The following is a 23,014-nucleotide window of genomic DNA, read 5'->3' as shown; positions in this document are numbered from 1 at the left end:
AAGGGTGGCGATGTCCACCAAGCAAAAGGGCACAATGACTTTCCCGCTCGAAAGCGGCGAAAATCCGCGCAAATGTCAGGGGCGACTCCCTCGCGATCCCTCTGTTCTGCGACTAATCGTAACGCAAAAGAAATACCAGAGCCTTTGTTTTGTTAACCGTGTTTTTACGCTTCAAGAGGAGTCAGAATCGGTTTCGCGGCGCGAGCAAGGCGAAATGTGCGGCAGCGAGGCGCGCAACCGGCACACGAAAAGGCGAACAGGAAACATAGTCGAACCCCGCCGCGCGGCAGAAGGCGATTGATTCGGGGTTGCCGCCATGCTCCCCGCAGACCGAGATCGTCACGTCCTTGCGCGCCGCCCGCCCGCGCGAGGCGCCCATCAGCAAAAGCTCCCCCACCCCCTCGACATCGAGAATGTGGAACGGGTCTTCCGCATAGACATGCTGGTTGACGTAAGCCGACATGAACCGCCCGGCATCGTCGCGCGAGAGGCCATAGGTCATCTGCGTCAAGTCATTGGTGCCGAAGCTGAGGAAATGCGCGTGCTCGGCAATTTCGCCCGCGCGCAGCGCCGCACGCGGCGTTTCCACCATCACGCCGAGGCGATAGGCAAACTCGGCCTTCATCTCGGTGCGCACGGCCGCCGCCACCGCGTCTATGCGCGTTTTGACGATCTCCACCTCGCGCGCGGCAGAAACAAGCGGGATCATCACCTCGGGCACCACGGGCGCACCGCGCCGGCTTGCCTCTACCGTCGCCTCGAAGATGGCGCGCGCCTGCATGTCATAGATTTCGGGCACGGTGAGGCCCAGCCGCACGCCGCGCATCCCCAGCATCGGGTTGAATTCGGAAAGCGCCTCGACCCGGCGCGACACCTCCGAGAGCGAGCGGCCAAGCGCCTCGGCCAGCTCCCGCATTCCCTCGCGGTCATGCGGCAAGAATTCGTGCAGCGGCGGGTCGAAGAGCCGGATGCAGACCGGCTGGCCCGCCATGATGTCAAACAGCGTGATGAAGTCGGCGCGCTGCATCGGCAGCAGGCGTTCGAGCGCGATGCGCCGGTCATTCGGCGTATCGGCAAAGATCATCTCGCGCATCACCGTGAGCCGGTCCTCGTCAAAGAACATGTGCTCGGTGCGGCACAGCCCGATGCCATCGGCATCAAACATCCGCGCGGTGCGGGCATCGTCGGGCGTGTCGGCATTCGCGCGGATGCCAATGTCGCAGACCGTTTCCGCCCAGCGCAAAAGCGTGCGGAAGCCATCATCCAGCGCGGGTTCGAGCATTTCGGCCGCGCCCGAGAGCACCTCGCCATTGGTGCCGTCAACGGTGATCAGCTCGCCCTCGGAAAAGCTCTGCCCACCCGGCCCGCGCAACACCTTTTCGCGCCCCGAGATATGAATATCCGAGCAGCCGACGATGCAGGGGAGGCCGAGCCCGCGCGCGATCACCGCCGCGTGGGAGGTCATGCCGCCACGTTCGGTCAACACGGCCACGGCGGCATGCATGCCGCGAATATCCTCCGGCCCGGTCTCGCGGCGCACGAGGATGCAGGGCTCACCGCGCGCCGCCGAGGCCTGCGCGGCAGTGGCGGTAAAGACGATCCGCCCGACCGCAGCCCCCGGCGAGGCGGCGATGCCGCGGGCAAACGGCTCGCGCGGTGCGCGCGGGTCAACCTGATAGTGCAAAAGCTCGGAAAGGGCCCGCGGTTCAACGCGCAAAAGCGCCTCCTCGCGCGGGATCACCCCGTCCTCGGCCAGCGCCACGGCAATCTTTACCGCAGCACGGGAGGAGCGCACCACGCGCAGCGCGTCGATCACCGCAACCCGGCCCCCTTCGACGGTGAACTCGATCTGCATTTCCTCGCGCAACCGCGCCCGGCACACCGCACCATAGCCGCGCAATTCGGCAAACACATCGGGGGCAAGCTCCTCCAGCGAGGGGCCGCGCGGATCGCGGGTGAGGAACAGCGTGTCTTGCGCCATGCGCCGCCCCTGGCTCTGGCCGCGGAACCGCCCGGTGATGCGCGGGGCGCCGGTGACGCTGTCGACAAATTGCATCGTGCCCGAGCCGGAAATGCCCGGGCCGATGCCCAGCGCCATGCGCTGCACCAAAAGCCCCAGTACCGCATCGGGCGGGGCGCCCTTCGCCTGCCGCAAAAGCCGCGCCGTTGTGCCCTCCCAGGCGCGCGCCATCGAGCGCAGCACCTCGGCAAGCTGGCGCGCGGGCGCTTGCGGGAAGGGCTCGTCGGTCTCGCTTTCAAATGCGGCGAGCGCCGCAGCAAGCGCCCCCGGCCCCGGACCGCCGTGGAACATGTCCGGGTCAAGGCGCGCGACATGAATGGCGTAGCTCTGCACGAAGCGCAGGTAGAGCGCGTCTGCCGCCTCCGGCCCATGGCTCTCCACAAGCTTTTGATGCATCACGTCGTTCATGCCGACATTCAGCACCGTGCCCGGCCCGCCCCATTCGGGGTTTTCGGGGCTGGAGCGCACAGAAACAAGGAAATCCGGGCCAAAATGCGCGGCAATGCGCGCGGTGTCGGGCATGACACCCATCGCAATCGCCCGCACCGTCTCGACCGGAAGCGCCACGGTTGCAGGCACCGGCAGATCGAGCCGGATCAACCGTTGCAGGCATTTTGCACGCCAACCATGGCGCGCGGCCTTCACTTCGGCTGCGGGCGTGAGTTCGACGAACTCGCTCACATCGGCGATCTTCTGCATTGTCGGCTGGTCCCTGTCCTCGGCGGGCAGGATAGGCTTCCTGCCGCGCCACGCAAGTGTGAACGGAACGTAACGGCCCCCTGGCCGCTCGGGATCAGCCTTCGAGCTTGGTCAGATCGGCAACGGACAGGCAGATCTGGCGAATGCGCGACAAAAGATTGAGCCGGTTGCGCCGCACGATCTGGTTTTCGGCGTTGATCTGCACCGCGGTGAAAAACGTGTCGATGGGCGCGCGCAGCTTTGCCATTTCGGCCATCGCTTCTGCGAAGGCTTCGGCCTGCATCGCCGGGGCCAGCGCCGCCTCGGCGGCATCGAGCGCGGCAAAGAGCGCGCGCTCCGCGTCGCTTTCGGCAAATTTGGGATCGGCGCCGTAGCTGTATTCCACCCCGTCCTTCGCCTCGGCCTGCGTCAAGATGTTGTTCGCCCGCTTGAAGCCCTGCAACAGGTTGGTGCCGTCTTCGGTCTTGAGGAAGGCCGAAAGCGCCTCGGCGCGTTTGACGACAAGGGTGAGATCGTCATTGCTCGGCATGGCCAGAACGGCGTCGATCACATCATGACGGATGCCCTCGTCTTTCAGGAACACCTTGAGGCGGTCATGGAAGAAGGAGAGGAGGTCGTGTTGTGGGATAGGAATGCCGGACTCAATCTTCGCAGCCGACAAAATTTCGATGAGCGGATCTACGACTTCGGCGATTTTCAATCCCGTAGACTTTTCAAAGAGTTCGACGGCCGACGCTTCATCCTTCTCTGCCCGCTCGGCGATTTGCTCCCAAATCAGTTGCTCGGCTTCATGGGTAATCAACCTATCAAGCTTGATCCGCAACCCATTCCCCAGCACCAGCCGGATCACCCCCAGCGCGGCGCGGCGCAGCGCGAAGGGGTCTTTCGAGCCGGTGGGCTTTTCGTCAATCGCCCAGAAGCCGGTCAGCGTGTCGATCTTGTCGGCCAGCGCCACGGCGACCGAGACCGGCTCGGAGGGCACGGCATCCGAGGGGCCAAGCGGCGAATAATGGTCCTTGCAGGCGGCGGCGACCGGTTCGGGCAGCCCCGCGGCGCGGGCATAGTAGCTGCCCATCAGGCCCTGAAGCTCCGGGAACTCGCCCACCATCGCGGAGCGCAGGTCAGACTTCACCACCCGCGCGGCCTCCGCCGCAAGGTCGGGCGCAGCCCCCACATGGGGCGCGATCTCGCGCGCGAGCGCCTCGATCCGGGCGATCCGCGCGGCCTGGCTCCCGAGCTTGTTGTGGAAGGTGACATTGGCGAGCCCCGCGCCCATGCCCTCCAGCCCCTCGGTCTTCACCACGCGCAGATCGTGCTCCCAGAAAAAGCGCGCATCTGAAAGCCGTGCCGAGAGCACTTTCTGATTGCCTTTCAGGATCGTTGCGCCGTGGTCGGTGGTCTCGCGGTTGGCAACCGTCACAAACCCCTCGATCCGGCCCGTTTTCGGGTTTTTGACCGAGAAGAACTTCTGGTGTTCCTTCATCGAGGTTTGCAGCACCTCGGGCGGCAGGTGCAAAAAGTCTTCCGCAATCACGCCCATCAGCGCGACCGGGCATTCGACCAGCCCCGCCACCTCGGCCAGCAGCCCCTTGTCCTCGACAAGCTCAAGGCCCTGCGCAAAGGCGAGCTGGCTTGCATCATGCCAGATGATCTCGGCGCGCTCGGCGGGGTCGAGCACGACCTTGGCGGCTTTCAATTTCGCGGCGTAATCCTCGAAATTCGTGACCGAAAAGCGCGCGGGCGCCATGAAGCGGTGGCCGGCGGTCGTGTCCCCCGCGGCAATGCCTTCCACTTCGAGCGGCACCACCTCCGTGCCCGCCTCGGAAGAGAGGATGCACAGGATCGAATGCAGCGGGCGCACCCATTTCAGCGTGCCATTGCCCCAGCGCATCGACTTTGGCCAGGGGAAAGTGCGGATCGTGCGGTCAAGCACTTCGGCGATGATCTCGGGCGCCTTGCGGCCCGGTTTCTCGATCAGGGCAAACCAGACCTCGCCCTTTTTATCGGCGCGTTTTTCAAGCTGATCGAGGCGGAGCCCGGTCGCGCGCAAAAAGCCCTGCAGCGCCGCCTCTGGGGCGGAGACGGAGGGGCCCTTGCGTTCCTCCCGAAGCGTCGGGCTTTCGGCGGTGAGGTCGGTCAGCACCAGCGTCAGCCGCCGCGGCGTGGAAAACGCCTCTGCATGGCCATAGGTGAGCCCGGCCTCGACAAGCCCGTCGGTGACGAGCTTTTTCAGCGCCTCGCGCGCCGCGCCCTGCATGCGGGCGGGGATTTCCTCGGAGAAAAGTTCGATCAGAAGCTCGGGCATTACTGGGTCCCCGCAAGGTCGCTTGGTTGTTGCCAGGCATAGGCCCGGCCATCGGGATAGACGGCGACAACGCGGTCAACGCCGGGGGCGATGTCGCGCGCGCTCAAAAAGGCAACCGCCGCGCCGGTGGCGAGATCAGCCCCGATCCGGCCCGCATCGTAGCAGGCAAAGCCGGGCGGGGCCGAAAGCGGATGGGCGGCGTCGTAAATCGTGAAGGTCTCGGTCAGAAGTCCGAGGCTCAGGGGGGTGCGGAAACAGGCCCGAAAGTCGATGGGCGCGCTTTGCTCCCCCACCGCCTGCCAGTTCTCCGAAAGGATCGGCTCGGGTCGCCCGGTGATGAGCGAGGTCAGCTCCACCGTTTGCGGCACGGCCGCTGCCGCCGCCCCGGCAAAGACGAGGCTGAGAGGGACTGTGGCGTGTCTCACGCCTCGGCCTCCGCCACCCAGCCGCCCGCCTCGGTCTGCACAAAGGCATCGGCGCATTTCTTGGCGAGCGCGCGCACGCGGCCAATGTAGGCCTGCCGTTCGGTGACCGAGATCACCCCGCGCGCATCGAGCAGGTTGAAAAGGTGGCTCGCCTTGATGCACTGGTCATAGGCCGGATGCGCCATGATGATGCGCTTGCCGGAATTGGCATCCTCTGCCGGGAAAGCGAGCAGCTTTTCGCATTCGGCTTCCGCATCCTCGAAATGGCGCAGCAGCGCCTCGGTATTGGCCGCATCAAAATTGTGGCGCGAATATTCCTCTTCCGTCTGGCGGAAGATGGCGCCGTATTTGAGCGGGATCGGGCTCGCCGGGTCGTTGAAGGGCATCTCCATCACATGGTCGATGCCAAGCACATACATGGCAAGCCGTTCAAGCCCGTAGGTCAGCTCCCCCGACACCGGGCGGCAGTCATGCCCGCCCACCTGTTGGAAATAGGTGAACTGGCTCACCTCCATGCCGTCGCACCAGACCTCCCAGCCCAGGCCCCAGGCGCCCAGCGTCGGGCTTTCCCAGTCGTCTTCGACAAAGCGGATGTCGTGCAGGCCAAGGTCGATGCCGATCGCCTCGAGCGAGCCGAGGTAGAGCGCCTGCAGATCGGGCGGGCTCGGTTTGATCAGCACCTGATATTGATAATAGTGCTGCAGCCGGTTCGGGTTTTCGCCGTAGCGGCCATCGGTCGGGCGGCGCGAGGGCTGCACATAGGCCGCCGCCCAAGGCCGCGAGCCGAGCGAGCGCAGCGTGGTGGCCGGGTGGAACGTGCCCGCGCCCACCTCCATATCGTAAGGTTGCAACACCGCGCAGCCCTTTGAGGCCCAGTAGGTCATGAGCCGCAGGATGATTTCCTGAAACGAGCGGGGCGCGTCTGCCATGGTCTCTCACCGATCTGTTCGTGACGCCCCTCTCTAGGCAAGGGGCGCGGGGCGGTCAACGGGGCGGGCTGCGCGGGCGGGCGCGAAAGCACGTTTTGGCCGCTTTTGGGGGTGACGTGCGCGTGCGAGATGCTACTTTGCCGCAAAGCTGTCACGGAACGATTTCGAGGAAAATATGCAGGCAGGAATTCGGGCGAAGCTTCGCGCAAGCGCGCTGGGGCTGGCGGTGGTCGTTTGTGCGGGTCAGGCCGGGGCCGAGGCGGCCTGGGTGCAGATCCAGGCCCTGCCGACGCTCGATCAGGCCGAAGGACGGCTGCGCGAACTGGCCACGGGCTTTCCCGACATTGCCGGTTTTGCGCTTGCGGGCGGCTGGTATGGCATCGCGCTTGGCCCCTATGCGAGCCCGGAGGCGGCGCAATCCGCGCTTGCGACGATGCGGGCGCAAGGCCAGATCCCGGGCGACAGCTATGTGGCAGACCCGAAAACCTTCCGCAACCAGTTCTGGCCGGTCGGCGCCAATCTGGCCGCGCCGCCGGTGCCGATGACGCCGCCCCCGGACACGCCTGCCGAAACCGCCGCAGAAACCGCCACACCGGCGCCTGCCCCGCAGAGCCCCGCGCCCGAAGCCCTGTCCGCCCCCCCTGCCCCGGCTGAGCCGGTCGAGACGCTCGCGGAATCGCGCCGCCTCGAGGCGGCGCTCTCGCGCGAGGGGCGGATGGAAATTCAATCTGCCCTGCAATGGCTTGGCCTTTATTCGGGCGGCATCGACGGGGCCTTTGGCCCGGGCACGCGCGGCTCGATCTCGGTCTGGCAGGAAACGCAAGGGGCGGAGCCCACCGGCGTTCTCTCCTCCACGCAGCAGGCGCATCTGGTTGAGAGCGTTGCCAAGGACCGCGCCAGCCTTGGCATCACACCGGTCGATGAGGTCCGCGCCGGCATCGCCATCGACCTGCCGCTCGGGCTGGTCGAGTTTGACCATTACGACCCGCCCTTCGTGCATTATCGCGCCAAGGGCAGCTCTGGCGTGCAGGTGCTCCTGATCTCCGAACCGGGCGATCAAAACACGCTCGTCGGCCTTTATGACGCAATGCAAACGCTTGAAATCGTGCCGCAAAACGGGCCGCGCGAGCGCTCCAACTCAGGCTTCAAGATCATTGGCGAGGATGCGCGCCGCCATTCCGTCACCGAGGTCGGGCTCTCGAAAGGGCTGATCAAGGGCTTCACCATCGTCTATCCGGCGAGCGAAGAGGCGCGGATGGTGCGCGTGGTCGCGGCGATGCGCGCGAGCTTCCGCCCGGTGGGGGAAAGCGCGCTTGACCCGACGCTGGGCCAACCGATGGCGGTGGGCCGGGCCGATCTGATTGGCGGGCTTGATACCCGGCACCCCGAATTCGCCCGCTCGGGCTTTTTCATCAACCAAGCGGGCGCCGTGCTCACCGCCGACGCCGGGCTTGGCCAATGTGGCCGGGTGACGGTCGAGGGATTGCCGGTGAAAGTCGCCTTTGCAGAGCACAGCCTCGGCATCGCCGTGCTGACCCCGGACGCAACGCTCGCGCCCCCCGCCGTTGCCACTTTCGAGACCGAAAGCGCCCGCCCCGGCGCCACGATCGTGGTTGCGGGCTATTCCTACCCCGAGGCGCTCTCGGCCCCGGTGCTGAACTTCGGCACGCTTTCTGACCTGAGCGGGCTTGCGGGCGAGGAAAGCCTTGCGCGCCTTGCCGTCACCACGCTTCCGGGCGATGCGGGCGGCCCGGTGCTGGACCAGACCGGCGCCGTGGCGGGGCTCGTGCTGCCGCATGATGGCGATGCGAGCCGCCTTCTGCCCGCCGAGATGACAGTGGCGGTGCAGACAGCGGCGCTGGTGCCGGTGCTGGCCGAGGCGGGCTTTGCGCCGCAGGCCGCCGATGGCGCCCATGCGCTCGCCGCCGAAGATATTTCGGCGCTGGCGCAGGGGTTCACCGTGCAGGTCGAATGCTGGAAGTGAGCAGACTTTGCAAACTCGGGTAAATTGGACAGTAAATTTGCCCGATTTCGCAGATAGTCCTTGCGCCGCGATGCGGCGCCGCTAGGTTTTGCCGCAACCCCCTCATCAGGGTGCGTTTTCGGGGAGAGACCTCACATGTTCAAGAAAATCCTGGTCGCCAACCGTGGCGAGATTGCAATCCGTGTGATGCGGGCGGCGAACGAGCTGGGCAAGAAGACGGTCGCCGTCTATGCCGAGGAAGACAAGCTCGGGCTGCACCGCTTCAAGGCCGATGAGGCCTACCGCATCGGCGCGGGTCTCTCGCCTGTCGGCGCTTATCTGAGTATCCCCGAGATCATCCGCGTGGCGCAGGAATCGGGCGCGGATGCGATCCACCCCGGCTATGGGCTCCTGTCCGAAAACCCCGATTTTGTCGAGGCTTGCGTCGATGCGGGCATCACCTTCATCGGCCCGAAAGCCGAAACGATGCGCGCCCTTGGCGACAAGGCCTCCGCGCGCAAGGTGGCGATGGCGGCGGGCGTGCCGGTGATTCCGGCAACCGAGGTGCTGGGCCACGATTTCGACGCGATCAAGCGCGAGGCCGCCGAAATCGGCTATCCGCTGATGCTGAAGGCAAGCTGGGGCGGCGGCGGGCGCGGCATGCGCCCGATCAACGGCCCGGACGAGCTGGTCGACAAGGTCCGCGAGGGGCGCCGCGAGGCCGAGGCCGCTTTCGGCAATGGCGAGGGCTATCTGGAAAAGATGATCACCCGCGCGCGCCATGTCGAGGTGCAGTTGCTCGGTGACACGCATGGCCACCTCTATCACCTCTTTGAGCGCGATTGCACCGTGCAGCGCCGCAACCAGAAAGTGGTCGAGCGCGCGCCCGCCCCCTATCTGACCGAGGAACAACGCGCCGAGGTCTGTGCGCTGGCGCTGAAAATCGGCAATGCCGTCGGCTATCAGAACGCGGGCACGGTCGAGTTCCTCATGGATATGGAGAGCCAGAACTTCTACTTCATCGAAGTGAACCCGCGCGTGCAGGTGGAACATACCGTCACCGAAGAAGTGACCGGCATCGACATCGTGCAAAGCCAGATCCGCATTGCCGAAGGCGCCACGCTGGCCGAGGCCACCGGCGTCACGAAGCAGGAAGATATCCACCTTTCCGGCCATGCGCTGCAATGCCGGGTAACGACGGAAGACCCGCAAAACAACTTCATCCCCGATTACGGGCGGCTGACCGCCTATCGCTCCGCGACCGGCATGGGGATCCGGCTCGATGGCGGCACGGCCTATGCGGGCGGCGTGATCACGCGCTATTATGACAGCCTGCTCGTCAAGGTCACCGCCTGGGCGCAATCACCCGATCAGGCGATCCGGCGGATGGACCGCGCGCTGCGCGAATTTCGCGTGCGCGGGGTGAGCACGAACATCGACTTCGTGATCAACCTGCTCAAGCACCCGACCTTCCTCGACATGAGCTACACCACGAAGTTCATCGACACGACGCCCGAACTGTTCCAGTTCCGCAAGCGGCGCGACCGGGCGACGAAGATCCTCAGCTACATCGCCGATATTTCGGTGAACGGGCACCCGGAAACGGCGGGCCGCCCCAAACCCGCGGCCGAGGCGCGCCCGCCGCGGCTCCCCGCGATCACGGGGCCGGTGGTTCCCGGCACGCGCGACCTGCTCGAGGCGCGGGGGCCAAAGGCCGTGGCGGACTGGATGCTGGCGCAAAAAAAGCTCCTGATCACCGATACGACGATGCGCGACGGCCACCAGTCGCTTCTCGCCACCCGCATGCGCTCGATCGACATGATCAAGGCCGCGCCGGTCTATGCCGCGAACCTCTCGGGCCTTTTCTCGGTCGAATGCTGGGGCGGCGCGACCTTCGACGTCGCGTATCGCTTCTTGCAGGAATGCCCCTGGCAACGGCTGCGCGACATCCGCGCGCAGATGCCCAACATCCTCACGCAAATGCTTTTGCGCGCCTCGAACGGGGTCGGCTACACGAACTACCCTGACAATGTGGTCTCGTTCTTCGTGCATCAGGCGGCGAAATCGGGGGTTGACGTGTTTCGTGTGTTCGACAGCCTGAACTGGGTCGAGAACATGCGCGTGGCGATGGATGCGGTGATCGCGGCAAACAAGGTCTGCGAAGGCACGATCTGCTACACCGGCGACATTCTGAACCCGGAGCGTGCGAAATATGACCTGAAATATTACGTCGGCATGGCGAAAGAGCTGGAGGCCGCGGGCGCCCATGTGCTCGGGCTGAAAGACATGGCGGGGCTTCTCAAGCCCGCCGCCGCGCGCGCGCTTGTCACGGCGCTGAAAGAAGAGGTCGGCCTGCCGATCCACTTCCACACCCATGACACCTCTGGGATCGCCGGCGCCACTGTGCTTGCCGCCGCCGATGCCGGGGTCGATGCCGTCGATGCGGCGATGGACGCCTTCTCGGGCGGCACCTCGCAGCCCTGCCTTGGCTCGATCGTGGAAGCGATGCACCACACCGAGCGCGACACCGGGCTCGATATTGCGGCGATCCGCTTGATGTCGAACTATTGGGAAGCGGTGCGCCATCAATATGCCGCCTTCGAAAGCGGGCTCGAGAGCCCCGCCTCCGAGGTCTATCTGCACGAGATGCCCGGCGGGCAATTCACCAACCTCAAAGCGCAGGCGCGCTCGCTCGGGCTTGAGGAACGCTGGCACGAGGTGGCGCAGGCCTATGCCGATGCCAACAGGATTTTTGGCGATATCGTCAAGGTCACACCCTCGTCGAAAGTGGTGGGGGATATGGCGCTGATGATGGTGGCGCAAAACCTCACCATGGCCGATGTGCTCGACCCGGCAAAAGACATGGCCTTCCCGGATTCGGTGGTCGATATGCTCAAGGGCAATCTCGGCCAACCGCCCGGCGGCTGGCCCGCGGCCATCGTGACGAAAGTGCTCAAGGGCGCGACGCCCTCGACAGAGCGGCCCGGCAAACATCTGCCGTCCGTCGATCTGGAGGAGACGCGCACAAAACTCTCGGCCGAACTCAACGGCTTCAAGGTCGATGACGAAGATCTCGCGGGCTATCTGATGTATCCCAAGGTGTTCCTCGACTATATGGGGCGGCACAAGCAATACGGGCCGGTGCGCACGCTGCCCACGCCCGTGTTCTTCTATGGCATGCAGGCGGGCAACGAAATCTCCGCCGAGATCGACCCCGGCAAGACGCTCGAGATCCGCTATCAGGCGGCCTCGGAGACCGACGAGCAGGGCGAGGTGAAGGTGTTCTTCGAGCTCAACGGCCAGCCCCGCGCCGTGCGCGTGCCCAACCGCGCGGTGAAAGCCGCGACAAAGGCGAAGCCCAAGGCCGACCCGAGCAATCCGACCCATGTCGGCGCGCCGATGCCCGGCGCGATCGCCTCGGTGGCGATCAAGGTCGGCCAGAAGGTGCATCCGGGCGATCTGATGCTGACGATCGAGGCGATGAAGATGGAAACCGGGCTTCATGCGGATCGCGCCGCCACGGTGAAAGCGCTGCATGTGGGCCCCGGCGCACAGATCGACGCGAAAGACCTGCTGATCGAGCTGGAATAAAACAGAAAAAAGGGGGCGCTGCCCCCTCTTTTGCTACGCAAAATTCACCCCCGGGATATTTGCACAAAGTCGAAGAAAAGAAGCGGTCTGCCTTCGACTTTGTGCAAATATCCCGGGGGGAGTCGCGGCACGCGACGGGGGGCAGCGCCCCCCCCCTTCGGCCGGACCGAAAGCGGGGGCCGCAAGGCCCCCGGTTCCGGTTCGGCATCCCCGGCAGGGCGGAGCGCGGCGTCAGATCGAATCGAAGAAGTCGTCGACTTCCTTGCGGGCCGCGTCTTTCGTCTTGCCGTATTTCTGTTGCACGAGGCCTTCGAGCTTTTCGCGCTCCCCCGCGACCTGCTCGATTTCATCGTCCGTCAGCTCGCCCCATTTGGCGCGCACGGTGCCCTTGAGTTCTTTCCACTTGCCTTCGATCATATCGGAATTCATGGCCGTCTCCCTTGGCTGTTGCATGTCATGCGGGCTCCCTCCCGCATCTGCCTTACCAACGCCGCTCCCCCCGCCCCGGTTCCCGATCGAGTTTTTCATCCGCGCGCGCATTTTCCTCTTGCGGGTCCGCGCGCGATTGCCTAAATCGCCTGCACCGAAAGGAAGCGCGGGCGTAGCTCAGGGGTAGAGCATAACCTTGCCAAGGTTAGGGTCGTGAGTTCGAATCTCATCGCCCGCTCCAATCGGAACCCGGACCCGCAAGGGTCAAAGCCAGGATGCGGGCGTAGCTCAGGGGTAGAGCATAACCTTGCCAAGGTTAGGGTCGTGAGTTCGAATCTCATCGCCCGCTCCAACAAAAACCCTCCCCTCGGGGAGGGTTTTGTCGTTTCCGTTCCCGCTTAACAAGCCCCGCTCCAGGCCCTATAAGGCCTTGAACGCGAAAGGAGCCGCCGATGCGCAAGGCCACGATCACCCGCAAGACCGCCGAGACCGATATCTCGGTCACCGTCACGCTCGACGGCACCGGGACTTACGCGAACACGACCGGCGTGGGCTTTTTCGACCATATGCTCGACCAGCTCTCGCGCCATGCGCTGATCGACCTCACCATCACCGCCAAGGGCGATCTGCATATCGACGATCATCACACCGTCGAGGATGTGGGCATCGCGCTCGGCCAGGCGCTCACCCAGGCGCTTGGCGACAAGCGCGGCATCCGCCGCTACGGCCATTTCGTCCTGGCGATGGACGATGCGCAGGTGGCGACCGCGCTCGACCTCTCGGCCCGGCCCTTCCTCGTCTGGAATGTCGATTTTCCGACCCAGAAGATCGGCACTTTCGACACCGAGCTTGTACGCGAATTCTTTCAGGCGCTCTCGACCCATGGCGGCATCACGCTCCATGTCGACCGCCTGCACGGGATCAACAGCCACCACATCGCCGAGGCGGCGTTCAAATCCGTTGCCCGCGCGCTGCGCATGGCGGTCGAGCCTGATCCGCGCATGGGGGATGCGCTGCCCTCGACCAAGGGAGCGCTGTGATGAGCCTTACGGTTCTGGTCGATTACGACAGCGGCAACCTGCATTCGGCGCAAAAAGCCTTCGAACGCATGGCGCGCGAGGCGGGCACCGGCACGGTGGTCGTCAGCTCCGAGCCTGATGTGGTGGCGCGCGCCGACCGGATCGTGCTGCCGGGCGACGGCGCCTTTCCCGCCTGCCGCGCGGCGCTCATTCGCCACACCGGGCTTTTCGAGGCGGTGGATGAGGCGGTGACGCGCCGTGCCGTGCCGTTTTTGGGCATCTGCATCGGCATGCAGATGCTTGCCACCCGCGGGCTCGAATTCGAGCCCACGCCCGGCTTTGGCTGGATTGGCGGCGAGGTGGTGCGGATCACCCCCGCCGATCCGGCACTCAAGGTGCCGCATATGGGCTGGAACGATCTTGTCATCGACACGCCCCACCCGGTGCTCGACGGGGTTGCCACCGGCGATCACGCCTATTTCGTGCACTCCTACCACTTCGTGGTGGAGACGCCCGCCGAGCGGCTTGCCCATGCCGATTACGCCGGCGAGATCACCGCGATCGTCGGGCGGGACAATATTGTCGGCACCCAGTTCCACCCGGAAAAATCGCAGCGCACCGGGCTGCGTCTGATCGCCAATTTCCTCGCCTGGAAACCGTGAGGAGAGACCGGGCGGGCCCTTGGCGCCGCCCGGACTGCGCCTCAGGCATGAAGCCCTCCACTTTCACGCTGATGGCGGCGCAACAGCCGTGTCATCGAGCGGGCGGAGATAAGCTCGTGATGCTTGAGCACGACCACGAGCCGGTCGGTATCATCAAGCCCGGGCCCTTCGGGACCATGCTGCATCAGCGGTGCGAGCATCTCGCTATGGAGGGGCGCTTCAGGATCAACGTGTTTCATCCGCGCAAGCCGGGTCACCACCGCGGCAGCCGGGTATCGGGCCTTTTTCATCTGTCACCTTCCAAAACTGGATCGTTCAGAATCTCCCTGACCCAAAGGGTAGCACGCGCGATCCGAATCTCGAAACATGCCGCGCGCAGCGGCGCAAGATACCGGCCAAGCGGGAGCAATTTGCCCGATCTTTCAGCACTCTGCCGCGCGCACGCGGTCAAGCCAGGCGCCAATGCAGGCCAAGGCCTCCGGCTCATCAAGAAACGGGATATGGCCGCGGCCCGGCACATCGGCAAACAGCATGTCGGGGCGGCGCCGGCCCATTTCGGCGGCGGTCTGCGCGCTCAAGAGATCCGAGCCCGCGCCACGGATCAGCGCGAGCGGCAGATCGGCACAGGCGTCAAAAAGCGGCCAAAGCTCGACCGCAGGCGCTGACATTGCGGCCTCAAAGGCGGTTTTCAGCGCCGGATCGTAGCGCAGACCCAAGCCATCGGGCTCTTCGGTGTAATGATGCGCCACCTCCTCGGCCCAGCGCGAGGGCGGCACATCGGCAAAGCCAGCCATCGCCTCGGGGAGCCGCGCCGCCAGCGCCGCGCGGGTCTTGGCCGCGGGGCGGCGCCCGATATATTGTGCGATCCGCACCAGCCCGGCCGTTTCAAGAACCGGGCCGACATCATTGAGGCAAAGCCCGGACAGACGGTGCCTGGCCGTTGCGGCAAGCACCATGCCGATCAGCCCGCCGCGCGACGATCCGAGAATGGCGGCGCGGGCAAGGCCCAGATGGTCGAGGAGGGCCAGCACGTCGCGCGCCTCCTGCGCGACGGTATAGCTCTCCGCACCGGTCCAGTCAGAGGCGCCGCGGCCACGGCTGTCGAGCCGGATCAGGCGCACATCCGCGGGCAGATGCGGTGCGAGATAGTCAAAATCCTGCCCGTCGCGGGTGAGGCCGGGAAGGGCGAGCACCGCCATCCCCTGCCCGTCATCGCGATAGCCGAGCCGCGCCCCGTCTTCTGCTCGAAACTGCTGCATGCTCTCTCCTATGCTGCGGCGGCGTCGATCCCCACCGCCTTGCGCGCGGCGCGCACAATCACCAGATCCTCGCGCGTCGGCACGATCATCACCGCCGTGCGCGCAAATTCGGAGGAGATGATGGTCGCGCTTTCGGCATTGCGACCGTGGTCGATCTCCACCCCCATCCAGCCGAGCCGCTCGCAGATGCGCCGCCGCACCACGCGGGAGTTTTCGCCGATGCCGCCGCAGAACACGAGCGCATCGATGCCCCCCATCACCGCCGCCATGGCGCCCAGCTCGCGCTGCACGCGGAACACGAAATAGTCGATGGCGCGGTGGCTCTCGGCGCTGTCGGCCTCTTCAAGGGTGCGCATGTCGTTCGAAAGCCCGCCAGAAAGGCCCAGAAGCCCGCTCTTGTTATAGAGAATGTCGCGGATCTCGGCGGTCGAGAGCCCCTCGCGCTCAAGCATGTAAAGGATCACGCCGGGGTCAACCTGACCGCAGCGCGTGCCCATCGGCAGCCCGTCGAGCACCGAGAACCCCATCGAAGAGGCGACCGAGCGGCCCCGCATGATCGCGCAGGTCGAGGCGCCATTGCCCAGATGCGCGACCACCACGCGCCCCGCCATCAGATGCGGCGCGATCCGCGCCAGTTCGCCGGTGACATAATCATAGCTCAAGCCATGGAAGCCATAGCGGCGCACGCCCTGCTCGTAATAGCGGTGCGGCAGCGCGAATGTGTCGTTCACGAAGGGCTGGCCACGGTGGAAGGCGGTGTCGAAGCACGCCACCTGCGGCACCCCCGGAAAGGCCTCCATCGCGGCGCGGATGCCCGCAATATTGTGCGGCTGGTGCAAGGGCGCGAAGGGCGACAGATCGGTGAGTTCCGCCAGCACCTCCGGCGTCACCTCGACCGGCGCGGTGAAGTTCACCCCGCCATGCACGACGCGGTGCCCGACGGCGGCGAGCTGGAGCCCCGGAAAGGCAGCCCGCACCGTGGCGATGATCGCCACAAGCGCGGCATCATGGCTTGAGATATCGGTTGCCGCCACCGGCAGCACCCGCCCCTCGGCATCCTTGAGCTTGATCACGCCATCGGGGCCGATCCGCTCGGCCTGCCCGGTGACCAGCGCGCGGTCGCCGGTGGCGCCAAACAGCGCCACTTTCAGCGAGGAAGAGCCGGCGTTGAGCGCCAGAAAGGCGCGGCTGTCCGCCTGGGATGTTTCGGTCATTGCTCTTGCCTTTCCGCTGCAGCGTGATCGGTGCGGCCGGAGCGCAACCCCACCGGAGAAGATGCGCCGAAACTGCGGGAATTGCCGCTCCGGCGCAAGCCCGCGCCCGGCCTCCAGTCATGCGGTGATCGAATAGCCGCCGTCGATTTCGTGGATGCCCCCGGTCATGTTGCGGGCCTCGGGCGCGGCGAGAAAGGCCGCCATCGCGCCGATATCCGCGATCGTGGCAAGGTGATGGGTGGGCGCACGCGCGGCCGCTTCCGCCATCATCTCGTCGAAATGGTCGATCCCGCTTGCGGCACGCGTGGCGAGCGGCCCGGGCGAAAGCGCATGCACGCGGATGCCCTTTTCGCCCAGTTCGGCAGCGGCATAGCGCACCGTGCTCTCAAGCGCCGCTTTCACCGGGCCCATCAGGTTGTAATGGCGCACCACCCGGGTCGAGCCAAAGAAGGAGACCGAGAGGCAGGTGCCCCCCGCCCCCATCAGCGGCTCGGCGAGCCGGATCATGCGCAGGAAGGAATGGACCGAGGTATCCATCGCCCGCGCGAAGCCCTCGGCCGAGCAATCGACCACGCGGCCATGCAGGTCATCCTTCGGCGCATAGGCGATCGAATGGACGAGCGTGTCGAGCCGCCCCCAGCGCTGCGCGATCTCGTCAAAGACCGCCTCCATCTGGCCGGGCTGGGACACATCGAGCGGCGCCATGATCGTTGCGCCGATCTCTTCGGCGAGCGGGCGCACATGGGGTTCGGCCTTGGCATTGAGCCAGGTCACGCCAAGCTCGGCCCCCTGAGCCTTCAGCGCCTGGGCGATCCCCCAGGCGATCGATTGCGCATTGGCGATGCCCACCACCAGCGCCTTCTGACCTTCCAATGAAAACATGCTGATATCCATTTTCGATTGCTGCGAGCGCTATGCGGCGCCGACCGGACCGAGATGGGCCCGCGATTACAACCAGAGCATATCGCGGCGATGACAAAAATGATTCTGCACTGCGGCAATGGCGTCGCAGCACAACTCTGCGCGATCCCCCGGGCCGCGAACCTATCGACACCGCCCGTCCGAAAACTTAAGAACAATGCAACGACAGCAGCACTGGGAGCGGGTGATGGCCCCGAAATTCGGAACAAGCGGCCTGCGCGGCCTCGTGGTCGAACTGACGCCGGAGCTGGTGGCGGCGCATGTGGCGGCGTTCATCGCGGCCTGCCCGACCGGAACCGGCCTCTTTGTCGGGCGCGATCTGCGCCCCTCCTCGCCGCGCATCGCCGCCGATGTCATCGCTGCGGGCCGCGCCTGCGGCCTTGCCGTGACCGATTGCGGCGCGCTGTCGACGCCGGCGCTGGCGCTCGCTGCGATGCGGGCGGGCGCAGGCGCGGTGATGGTGACGGGCAGCCATATTCCGGCAGACCGCAACGGGCTCAAATTCTACCTGCCGAGCGGCGAGATTTCCAAGGCGGACGAGGCGGCGATTTTGGCGGCTCTGTCCACCCCCGGTGCGCCCAGCGGCGCGGAGGGCCCGCTTGCCACGGCCCCTCATGCCGGGGCGGAATATGTGGCGCGCTATGGTGCGGCCTTTGGCCCCGATGCGCTCGCAGGGCTGCGGCTCGGGCTTTATGAACATTCCTCCGTGGCGCGCGACCTCTTGGCGGAGCTGCTCACCGCGCTCGGTGCCGAGGTGGTGCGGCTTGCCCGCTCCGAAACCTTCATTCCCGTCGATACCGAGGCGGTCGCGCCCGAAACCCGTGCCGATCTCAAGGCGTGGTGCGCGGCGCAGGGGCTCGATGCCGTGCTCTCGACCGATGGCGATGCCGACCGCCCGCTTTTGACCGATGCGACGGGTCTGGTTGTGCCGGGCGATGTGCTCGGCGTGCTCAGCGCGCGCGCGCTTGGGGCAGAGGTGATCTGCACCCCGGTTTCCTCCAATGCGATGGTGGCCGAGATCCCCGAATTTCGGGCGCTGCATCTGACAAAGATCGGCTCTCCCTTCGTGATCGCGGCGATGGAGGCGGCGCTTGCCGCCGATCCTTCCGCGAAAGTGGTGGGGTTCGAGGCGAATGGCGGCTTCCTGCTCGGCTTCGAGGCCAAGGCGCCCGCGGGCCCCTTGCCCGCGCTGATGACGCGCGATGCGGTGCTGCCGATCGTGGCGCCGCTTGTTGCCGCGCGCGCGGCGGGGCAAAGCCTCGCGGCGGCGGTGGCGGCGCTTCCCGCGCGCTTCACCGCGGCCGACCGGCTCACCGAAATGCCGACCGAGGCGAGCGCGGCCTTCCTCGCATCGCTGCGCGCCGAGGCGGCGACCCGCGCCGCCTTCCTTGCGCCGCTCGGGCAGGAAACCGCGCTCGACAATACCGACGGGCTGCGCATCAGCCTTGAAGGCGGGCGGGTCGTGCATCTGCGCCCTTCCGGCAATGCGCCCGAGTTCAGGGTCTATGTCGAGGCGGAAACGCGCGAAGATGCTCAGGAATTGCTCAACATGGCGATGGCGATGGTGACCCGGGCGCTCGCGGCGTGCTAAAACTTGCTGCGCCGCAGAAGCCGGTCTTTTTTGGATATTGATTCGCATGGAGGTGCGTTTGATTTACCCGACGATTCTCTGCGGTGGCTCCGGCACCCGTCTGTGGCCGCTCTCCCGCAAGAGCTACCCGAAACAATTCGTGCCGCTTCTGGGCGAGGAAACGCTGTTTCAGGCGTCGGCAAAACGTCTGGCCGGGGCAGGTTTTGCCGCGCCCGTAGTGCTGACCAACTCCGATTTTCGCTTCATCGTGACCGAGCAGCTCGCGACCGTCGGCATTGACCCGGGCGCGATCCTGATCGAGCCGGAGGGGCGCAACACCGCGCCCGCAGTGCTTGCCGCAGCGCTCCACCTGCAGGCCAAGGACCCGCAGGCGGTGCTGCTCGTTGCGCCCTCCGATCATGCCATTCCCGATGCCGCGGCGTTTCAGGCGGCGGTGCAGCGCGGCATGGCGGCGGTGGCCGCGGGCCAGATCGTCACCTTTGGCATCACCCCCACCCGGCCCGAAACCGGCTACGGCTATCTGGAACTCGCCCATGCCCCGGAGGCGAGCGAAGCGCCCGTGGCGCTCAAGCGCTTTGTCGAAAAACCGGATCTTGCGCGCGCCGAAGAGATGGTCGCCGCCGGCAGCTATCTGTGGAATGCGGGCATTTTCCTGTTCCGCGCGGCGGACATGATCGCCGCGTTCGAGGCCCATGCGCCCGAGGTGCTGGCCCCGGTGCGTGCGGCCCTTGAAGGCGCGCAAGCGGATCTTGGCTTCCTCCGGCTCGCCCCCGGCCCCTGGGGCGATGCCCCCGAGATTTCGCTCGACTACGCGGTGATGGAGCACGCCACCAACCTTTCGGCGGTGCCCTTCTCGGGCGACTGGTCCGACCTTGGCGGCTGGGATGCGGTGCGCGCGGCAGGCCCCGAAGATGCAACCGGCACCGTCATCTCCGGCGCGGCCACCGCGATTGATTGCACCGGCAGCCTGCTGCGCTCCGAAAGCGAGGGGCTTGAGCTTGTCGGGATCGGCCTCGACAACATCATCGCCGTGGCCACGAACGATGCGGTGCTTGTGGCCGACATGAACCGCGCGCAGGATGTGAAAAAGGCGGTCGAGGCGCTCAAGGCGCGCAAGGCGCCGCAAGCGGTGCAATTCCCGAAAGATCACCGCCCCTGGGGCTGGTTTGAAACGCTCGCGCTTGCCGATCGCTTTCAGGTCAAGCGCATCGTCGTGCATCCGGGCGCCGCGCTCAGCCTGCAAAGCCATCACCATCGCTCCGAACACTGGATCGTGGTGCAGGGCACGGCCAAGGTCACGGTCGATGACACGGTGCAACTGGTGACGGAAAACCAATCCGTCTATGTGCCGCTGGGCGCCATTCACCGGATGGAAAACCCCGGCAAGGTGCCGATGGTGCTGATCGAGGTGCAGACCGGCTCCTATCTCGGCGAGGATGACATCATTCGCTACGACGATGTCTATGCCCGGGGTCAGGGCGCTAAAGGATAAAGCATGAAGATTGCGGTTTTCGGGCTCGGGTATGTCGGGCTCTCCATGTCAGTGCTGCTGGCGCGCCACAATCAGGTGATCGCGGTTGATATCTCCAAGGATCGGGTGGCGGCGGTGAATGCCGCACAAAGCCCGATTCAGGATACCGAGATCGAGGCGGCGCTGACGGCGGGGGGGCTCGACCTCACCGCCACGACCGCAGCCGCGGAGGCGATCGCGGGGGCCGAGTTCGTGATCGTGGCCACGCCCACGAACTACGACACCGCGACCAACACCTTTGACACATCGAGCGTCGAGGCGGTGGTGAAACAGGTGATCGCCGCCAATAGCTCTGCCACGGTGGTGATCAAATCGACGATCCCGGTGGGCTATGTGGAGAGCCTGCGCGCCGAGCTTGGCACGACCCAGGTGATCTTCAGCCCCGAATTCCTGCGCGAGGGGCGGGCGCTTTACGACAACCTGCATCCCTCCCGGATCGTGGTTGGCGAGCGCTCCGAGCGGGCGCGCCGCTTTGCCGATTTGCTGCTCGAAGGGGCGCTCGAAAAGGACGTGCCCGTCCTCTTCACCGACCCGGCCGAGGCCGAGGCGATCAAGCTTTTCGCCAATACCTACCTTGCGATGCGGGTGGCGTTTTTCAACGAGCTTGACAGCTACGCGCTCGCCCGCGGCATGGACAGCCGCCAGATCATCGAGGGGGTTGGCCTCGATCCGCGGATCGGATCGCATTACAACAACCCGTCTTTCGGCTATGGCGGCTACTGCCTGCCCAAGGACACCAAGCAATTGCTCGCCAACTACGATCAGGTGCCTCAAAACCTGATCGCGGCCATTGTCGAGGCGAACCGGACCCGGAAAGACTTTCTGGCCGATCAGATCATCGCGCGGCGCCCCAAGGTCGTTGGCGTCTATCGTCTGGTGATGAAAGCGGGCTCGGACAATTTCCGCCACAGCTCGATTCAGGGCATCATGAAGCGGGTGAAGGCCAAGGGCATCGAGGTCATTGTCTATGAACCCGCGCTTGCCGAAGACAGCTTCTTTGGCTCGCGGGTGGTGCGCGACCTCGCCGCCTTCAAGGCGGAGGCAGAGGTGATCGTGGCCAACCGTCAAGCGCCCGAACTCGCCGATGTGGCCGGGAAAATATTCACACGCGATTTATTCGGGGCGGATTGAGACATGCGGATTCTGGTGCTCGGGATCAACTATGCGCCGGAATTGATTTCAACCGCGGTCTATACGACCGGGTTGGCGGAGCATCTTTCGGAAGGCGGCGACCGGGTCGAGGTGATCACCGCCCTGCCCTACTACCCCGCATGGCGGGTGTTCGAGGGCTGGCGCGGCTTTCGCTGGCGCCGCAAGCGCCCCGCAGCGCGGCTCGGCGTGACGCATTGCCCGCTTTATGTGCCCGCGCGCCCCAGCGGTGCCAAACGGCTTGTGCATCACGCAAGCTTCGCGTTGACCGCCCTGCCGGTGGCGCTCTGGCGCGCGCTCACCTTCCGCCCCGATCTCATCTTCGTGGTGGCGCCCTCGCTCGTCTCGGCACCGGTGGGCTGGCTTGCGGCCAAGCTGTGCGGCGCGAAAACATGGCTCCATGTGCAGGATTTCGAGGTTGAGGCGGCTTTCGCCACCGGGCTTTTGCCGGAGGCGGGCCGGGTCGGGGCGCTCGCGCGCCGGTTCGAGGCGGCGGTGCTCGGCCGGTTTGACCGGATCAGCTCGATTTCGGTGCCGATGGTGGCCAAGCTGCGCGAAAAGGGCATTGCGCCCGAGCGCACCTATGAGTTCCGCAACTGGGCCGATCTGGGCCGCGTGACCCCGCGCGAGACCCCCTCGCCGCTGCGCGCCGAGCTTGGCATCGAAACGGCGCATGTGGCGCTTTATTCGGGCAACCTTGCCAACAAGCAGGGGCTCGAAATTCTCCCCGAGATGGCGCGCCGCCTTGCGCATCGGCGCGATCTGACCTTTGTCGTCTGCGGCGACGGCCCGATGCGCGAAACCCTTGTCGCCTCGGCGCAGGGGCTCTCCAACATCCGCTTCTTTCCGCTGCAACCTGTCGAAAAACTGGGCGCGCTGATGACGATGGCAGATGTTCATCTGCTGCCGCAGATCGCGGGCGCCGCCGATCTTGTGCTGCCCTCGAAACTGACCAACATGCTCGCATCGGGGCGACCGGTGCTGGCGACGGCAGAACCGCAAACGGCGCTTGGAGCAGAGGTGAGCGGCGCCGGGCTGCTGGTGGCTCCGGGGGATTTCATCGCGGCGTCACAAGCGCTGGAGACACTGCTCGACGATCCTGAGCTGCGCCGCAGGCTGGGGATCAAGGCGCGGGAACGCGCACTCGAACATTGGGACCGGACGGCCATTCTCGGCCGTCTGAAAAACGAATTTCGCGCTTTGGCGCGTCAGACCTGAAGACCGAGGGGACAAAATGAAGAAGGCATTGATCACCGGTGTGACCGGACAGGACGGCTCCTATCTGGCGGAATTTCTGCTCGCCAAGG

The 23,014-nt window shown here is 65.6% G+C and carries 18 protein-coding genes and 2 tRNA genes; 11 read left to right on the top strand and 9 right to left on the bottom strand.

Going from position 1 to position 23,014, the window contains the following annotated elements:
- Positions 1-181 precede the first annotated feature (181 nt).
- The 4 genes from ACFSM0_RS12295 to ACFSM0_RS12280 all read right to left on the bottom strand — a co-directional run bounded on the left by ACFSM0_RS12295 (position 182) and on the right by ACFSM0_RS12280 (position 6,378).
- On the bottom strand, positions 182-2,719 hold the full coding sequence (locus tag ACFSM0_RS12295) for a putative PEP-binding protein (RefSeq protein WP_377390769.1): 2,538 nt from the start codon (positions 2,717-2,719) through the stop codon (positions 182-184).
- A gap of 94 nt (positions 2,720-2,813) precedes the next feature.
- The gene (gene glyS, locus ACFSM0_RS12290) at positions 2,814-5,024 is read right to left on the bottom strand and encodes a glycine--tRNA ligase subunit beta (protein ID WP_377390767.1); all 2,211 of its coding nucleotides are present in this window, start codon (positions 5,022-5,024) and stop codon (positions 2,814-2,816) included.
- On the bottom strand, positions 5,024-5,449 hold the full coding sequence (locus tag ACFSM0_RS12285; RefSeq protein ID WP_377390765.1) for a DUF6446 family protein: 426 nt from the start codon (positions 5,447-5,449) through the stop codon (positions 5,024-5,026). The genes glyS and ACFSM0_RS12285 overlap by 1 nt, the downstream gene beginning before the upstream one ends.
- Positions 5,446-6,378, bottom strand: coding sequence for a glycine--tRNA ligase subunit alpha (locus tag ACFSM0_RS12280; RefSeq protein ID WP_377390763.1), 933 nt, complete (start codon positions 6,376-6,378; stop codon positions 5,446-5,448). The genes ACFSM0_RS12285 and ACFSM0_RS12280 overlap by 4 nt, the downstream gene beginning before the upstream one ends.
- Before the next feature lie 175 nt (positions 6,379-6,553).
- Between ACFSM0_RS12280 and ACFSM0_RS12275 the strand changes: the two genes are divergently transcribed.
- Positions 6,554-8,362 carry a trypsin-like peptidase domain-containing protein gene (locus tag ACFSM0_RS12275; protein WP_377390761.1) on the top strand — a complete coding sequence of 603 codons (1,809 nt, stop codon included), beginning with the start codon at positions 6,554-6,556 and terminating at the stop codon, positions 8,360-8,362.
- 135 nt (positions 8,363-8,497) lie between these two features.
- Complete coding sequence (locus ACFSM0_RS12270) at positions 8,498-11,932, top strand: pyruvate carboxylase (protein ID WP_377390759.1); 3,435 nt, start codon at positions 8,498-8,500, stop codon at positions 11,930-11,932.
- Between the two features lie 231 nt (positions 11,933-12,163).
- Here the strand turns inward: ACFSM0_RS12270 and ACFSM0_RS12265 are convergent, their stop codons facing one another.
- Entirely contained in the window at positions 12,164-12,361 is a 198-nt protein-coding gene (locus ACFSM0_RS12265; protein ID WP_377390757.1) for a CsbD family protein, read from the bottom strand.
- Positions 12,362-12,527: 166 nt separating this feature from the next.
- Here ACFSM0_RS12265 and ACFSM0_RS12260 point away from each other — a divergent pair.
- The 4 genes from ACFSM0_RS12260 (at position 12,528) to hisH (ending at position 14,042) form a co-directional block, all read left to right on the top strand.
- Positions 12,528-12,602: transfer RNA gene (locus ACFSM0_RS12260), tRNA-Gly, on the top strand.
- A gap of 36 nt (positions 12,603-12,638) precedes the next feature.
- Positions 12,639-12,713, top strand: a tRNA-Gly gene (locus ACFSM0_RS12255).
- A 100-nt stretch (positions 12,714-12,813) separates the two neighbouring features.
- Positions 12,814-13,401, top strand: a complete 588-nt coding sequence (hisB, locus tag ACFSM0_RS12250; protein WP_377390755.1) for an imidazoleglycerol-phosphate dehydratase HisB — start codon at positions 12,814-12,816, stop codon at positions 13,399-13,401.
- On the top strand, positions 13,401-14,042 hold the full coding sequence (gene hisH / locus ACFSM0_RS12245) for an imidazole glycerol phosphate synthase subunit HisH (RefSeq protein ID WP_377390753.1): 642 nt from the start codon (positions 13,401-13,403) through the stop codon (positions 14,040-14,042). Before hisB ends, hisH begins: the two co-directional genes overlap by 1 nt.
- Positions 14,043-14,083: 41 nt before the next feature.
- On the opposite strand, the gene ACFSM0_RS12240 is transcribed toward hisH, so the two are convergent.
- From ACFSM0_RS12240 to fabI, 4 genes are all read right to left on the bottom strand, one after another.
- Positions 14,084-14,332, bottom strand: coding sequence for a hypothetical protein (locus ACFSM0_RS12240; RefSeq protein WP_377390751.1), 249 nt, complete (start codon positions 14,330-14,332; stop codon positions 14,084-14,086).
- 132 nt (positions 14,333-14,464) lie between these two features.
- Entirely contained in the window at positions 14,465-15,301 is an 837-nt protein-coding gene (locus ACFSM0_RS12235; RefSeq protein ID WP_377390749.1) for an alpha/beta fold hydrolase, read from the bottom strand.
- Between the two features lie 8 nt (positions 15,302-15,309).
- Positions 15,310-16,515 carry an acetate/propionate family kinase gene (locus ACFSM0_RS12230; RefSeq protein ID WP_377390747.1) on the bottom strand — a complete coding sequence of 402 codons (1,206 nt, stop codon included), beginning with the start codon at positions 16,513-16,515 and terminating at the stop codon, positions 15,310-15,312.
- Between the two features lie 117 nt (positions 16,516-16,632).
- A complete protein-coding gene (fabI, locus tag ACFSM0_RS12225; protein ID WP_377390745.1) occupies positions 16,633-17,397 on the bottom strand; it encodes an enoyl-ACP reductase FabI in 765 nt (254 codons plus the stop codon).
- 226 nt (positions 17,398-17,623) lie between these two features.
- Between fabI and ACFSM0_RS12220 the strand changes: the two genes are divergently transcribed.
- The 5 genes from ACFSM0_RS12220 to ACFSM0_RS12200 form a co-directional block, all read left to right on the top strand.
- Complete coding sequence (locus ACFSM0_RS12220; protein WP_377390743.1) at positions 17,624-19,027, top strand: phosphomannomutase; 1,404 nt, start codon at positions 17,624-17,626, stop codon at positions 19,025-19,027.
- Between the two features lie 46 nt (positions 19,028-19,073).
- A complete protein-coding gene (locus ACFSM0_RS12215) occupies positions 19,074-20,519 on the top strand; it encodes a mannose-1-phosphate guanylyltransferase/mannose-6-phosphate isomerase (protein WP_377390741.1) in 1,446 nt (481 codons plus the stop codon).
- A 3-nt stretch (positions 20,520-20,522) separates the two neighbouring features.
- Positions 20,523-21,689 (top strand): nucleotide sugar dehydrogenase, encoded by a 1,167-nt coding sequence (locus ACFSM0_RS12210; RefSeq protein WP_377390739.1) that lies wholly within the window; start codon positions 20,523-20,525, stop codon positions 21,687-21,689.
- Between the two features lie 3 nt (positions 21,690-21,692).
- Positions 21,693-22,925 carry a WcaI family glycosyltransferase gene (locus ACFSM0_RS12205; protein ID WP_377390737.1) on the top strand — a complete coding sequence of 411 codons (1,233 nt, stop codon included), beginning with the start codon at positions 21,693-21,695 and terminating at the stop codon, positions 22,923-22,925.
- Positions 22,926-22,941: 16 nt separating this feature from the next.
- On the top strand, positions 22,942-23,014 hold a 73-nt coding region (locus ACFSM0_RS12200), incomplete at its 3' end, for a GDP-mannose 4,6-dehydratase (RefSeq protein WP_377392445.1).

This window comes from Rhodobacter lacus, assembly GCF_042683065.1.
Classification (GTDB): Bacteria; Pseudomonadota; Alphaproteobacteria; order Rhodobacterales; family Rhodobacteraceae; genus Rhodobacter; species Rhodobacter lacus.
This window is presented reverse-complemented; position numbering and strand designations above follow the sequence as displayed.

What these genes read in the sequence shown, in the direction of transcription:
- hisH (WP_377390753.1), top strand. Translation starts at nt 13,401, where the DNA reads ATGAGCCTTACGGTTCTGGTCGATTACGACAGCGGCAACCTGCATTCG.
- ACFSM0_RS12270 (WP_377390759.1), top strand. Translation starts at nt 8,498, where the DNA reads ATGTTCAAGAAAATCCTGGTCGCCAACCGTGGCGAGATTGCAATCCGT.
- fabI (WP_377390745.1), bottom strand. Translation starts at nt 17,397, where the DNA reads ATGTTTTCATTGGAAGGTCAGAAGGCGCTGGTGGTGGGCATCGCCAAT.
- ACFSM0_RS12220 (WP_377390743.1), top strand. Translation starts at nt 17,624, where the DNA reads ATGGCCCCGAAATTCGGAACAAGCGGCCTGCGCGGCCTCGTGGTCGAA.
- ACFSM0_RS12240 (WP_377390751.1), bottom strand. Translation starts at nt 14,332, where the DNA reads ATGAAAAAGGCCCGATACCCGGCTGCCGCGGTGGTGACCCGGCTTGCG.
- ACFSM0_RS12230 (WP_377390747.1), bottom strand. Translation starts at nt 16,515, where the DNA reads ATGACCGAAACATCCCAGGCGGACAGCCGCGCCTTTCTGGCGCTCAAC.
- ACFSM0_RS12265 (WP_377390757.1), bottom strand. Translation starts at nt 12,361, where the DNA reads ATGAATTCCGATATGATCGAAGGCAAGTGGAAAGAACTCAAGGGCACC.
- ACFSM0_RS12275 (WP_377390761.1), top strand. Translation starts at nt 6,554, where the DNA reads ATGCAGGCAGGAATTCGGGCGAAGCTTCGCGCAAGCGCGCTGGGGCTG.
- ACFSM0_RS12280 (WP_377390763.1), bottom strand. Translation starts at nt 6,378, where the DNA reads ATGGCAGACGCGCCCCGCTCGTTTCAGGAAATCATCCTGCGGCTCATG.
- ACFSM0_RS12205 (WP_377390737.1), top strand. Translation starts at nt 21,693, where the DNA reads ATGCGGATTCTGGTGCTCGGGATCAACTATGCGCCGGAATTGATTTCA.
- ACFSM0_RS12295 (WP_377390769.1), bottom strand. Translation starts at nt 2,719, where the DNA reads ATGCAGAAGATCGCCGATGTGAGCGAGTTCGTCGAACTCACGCCCGCA.
- hisB (WP_377390755.1), top strand. Translation starts at nt 12,814, where the DNA reads ATGCGCAAGGCCACGATCACCCGCAAGACCGCCGAGACCGATATCTCG.
- ACFSM0_RS12210 (WP_377390739.1), top strand. Translation starts at nt 20,523, where the DNA reads ATGAAGATTGCGGTTTTCGGGCTCGGGTATGTCGGGCTCTCCATGTCA.
- glyS (WP_377390767.1), bottom strand. Translation starts at nt 5,024, where the DNA reads ATGCCCGAGCTTCTGATCGAACTTTTCTCCGAGGAAATCCCCGCCCGC.
- ACFSM0_RS12215 (WP_377390741.1), top strand. Translation starts at nt 19,074, where the DNA reads ATGGAGGTGCGTTTGATTTACCCGACGATTCTCTGCGGTGGCTCCGGC.
- ACFSM0_RS12235 (WP_377390749.1), bottom strand. Translation starts at nt 15,301, where the DNA reads ATGCAGCAGTTTCGAGCAGAAGACGGGGCGCGGCTCGGCTATCGCGAT.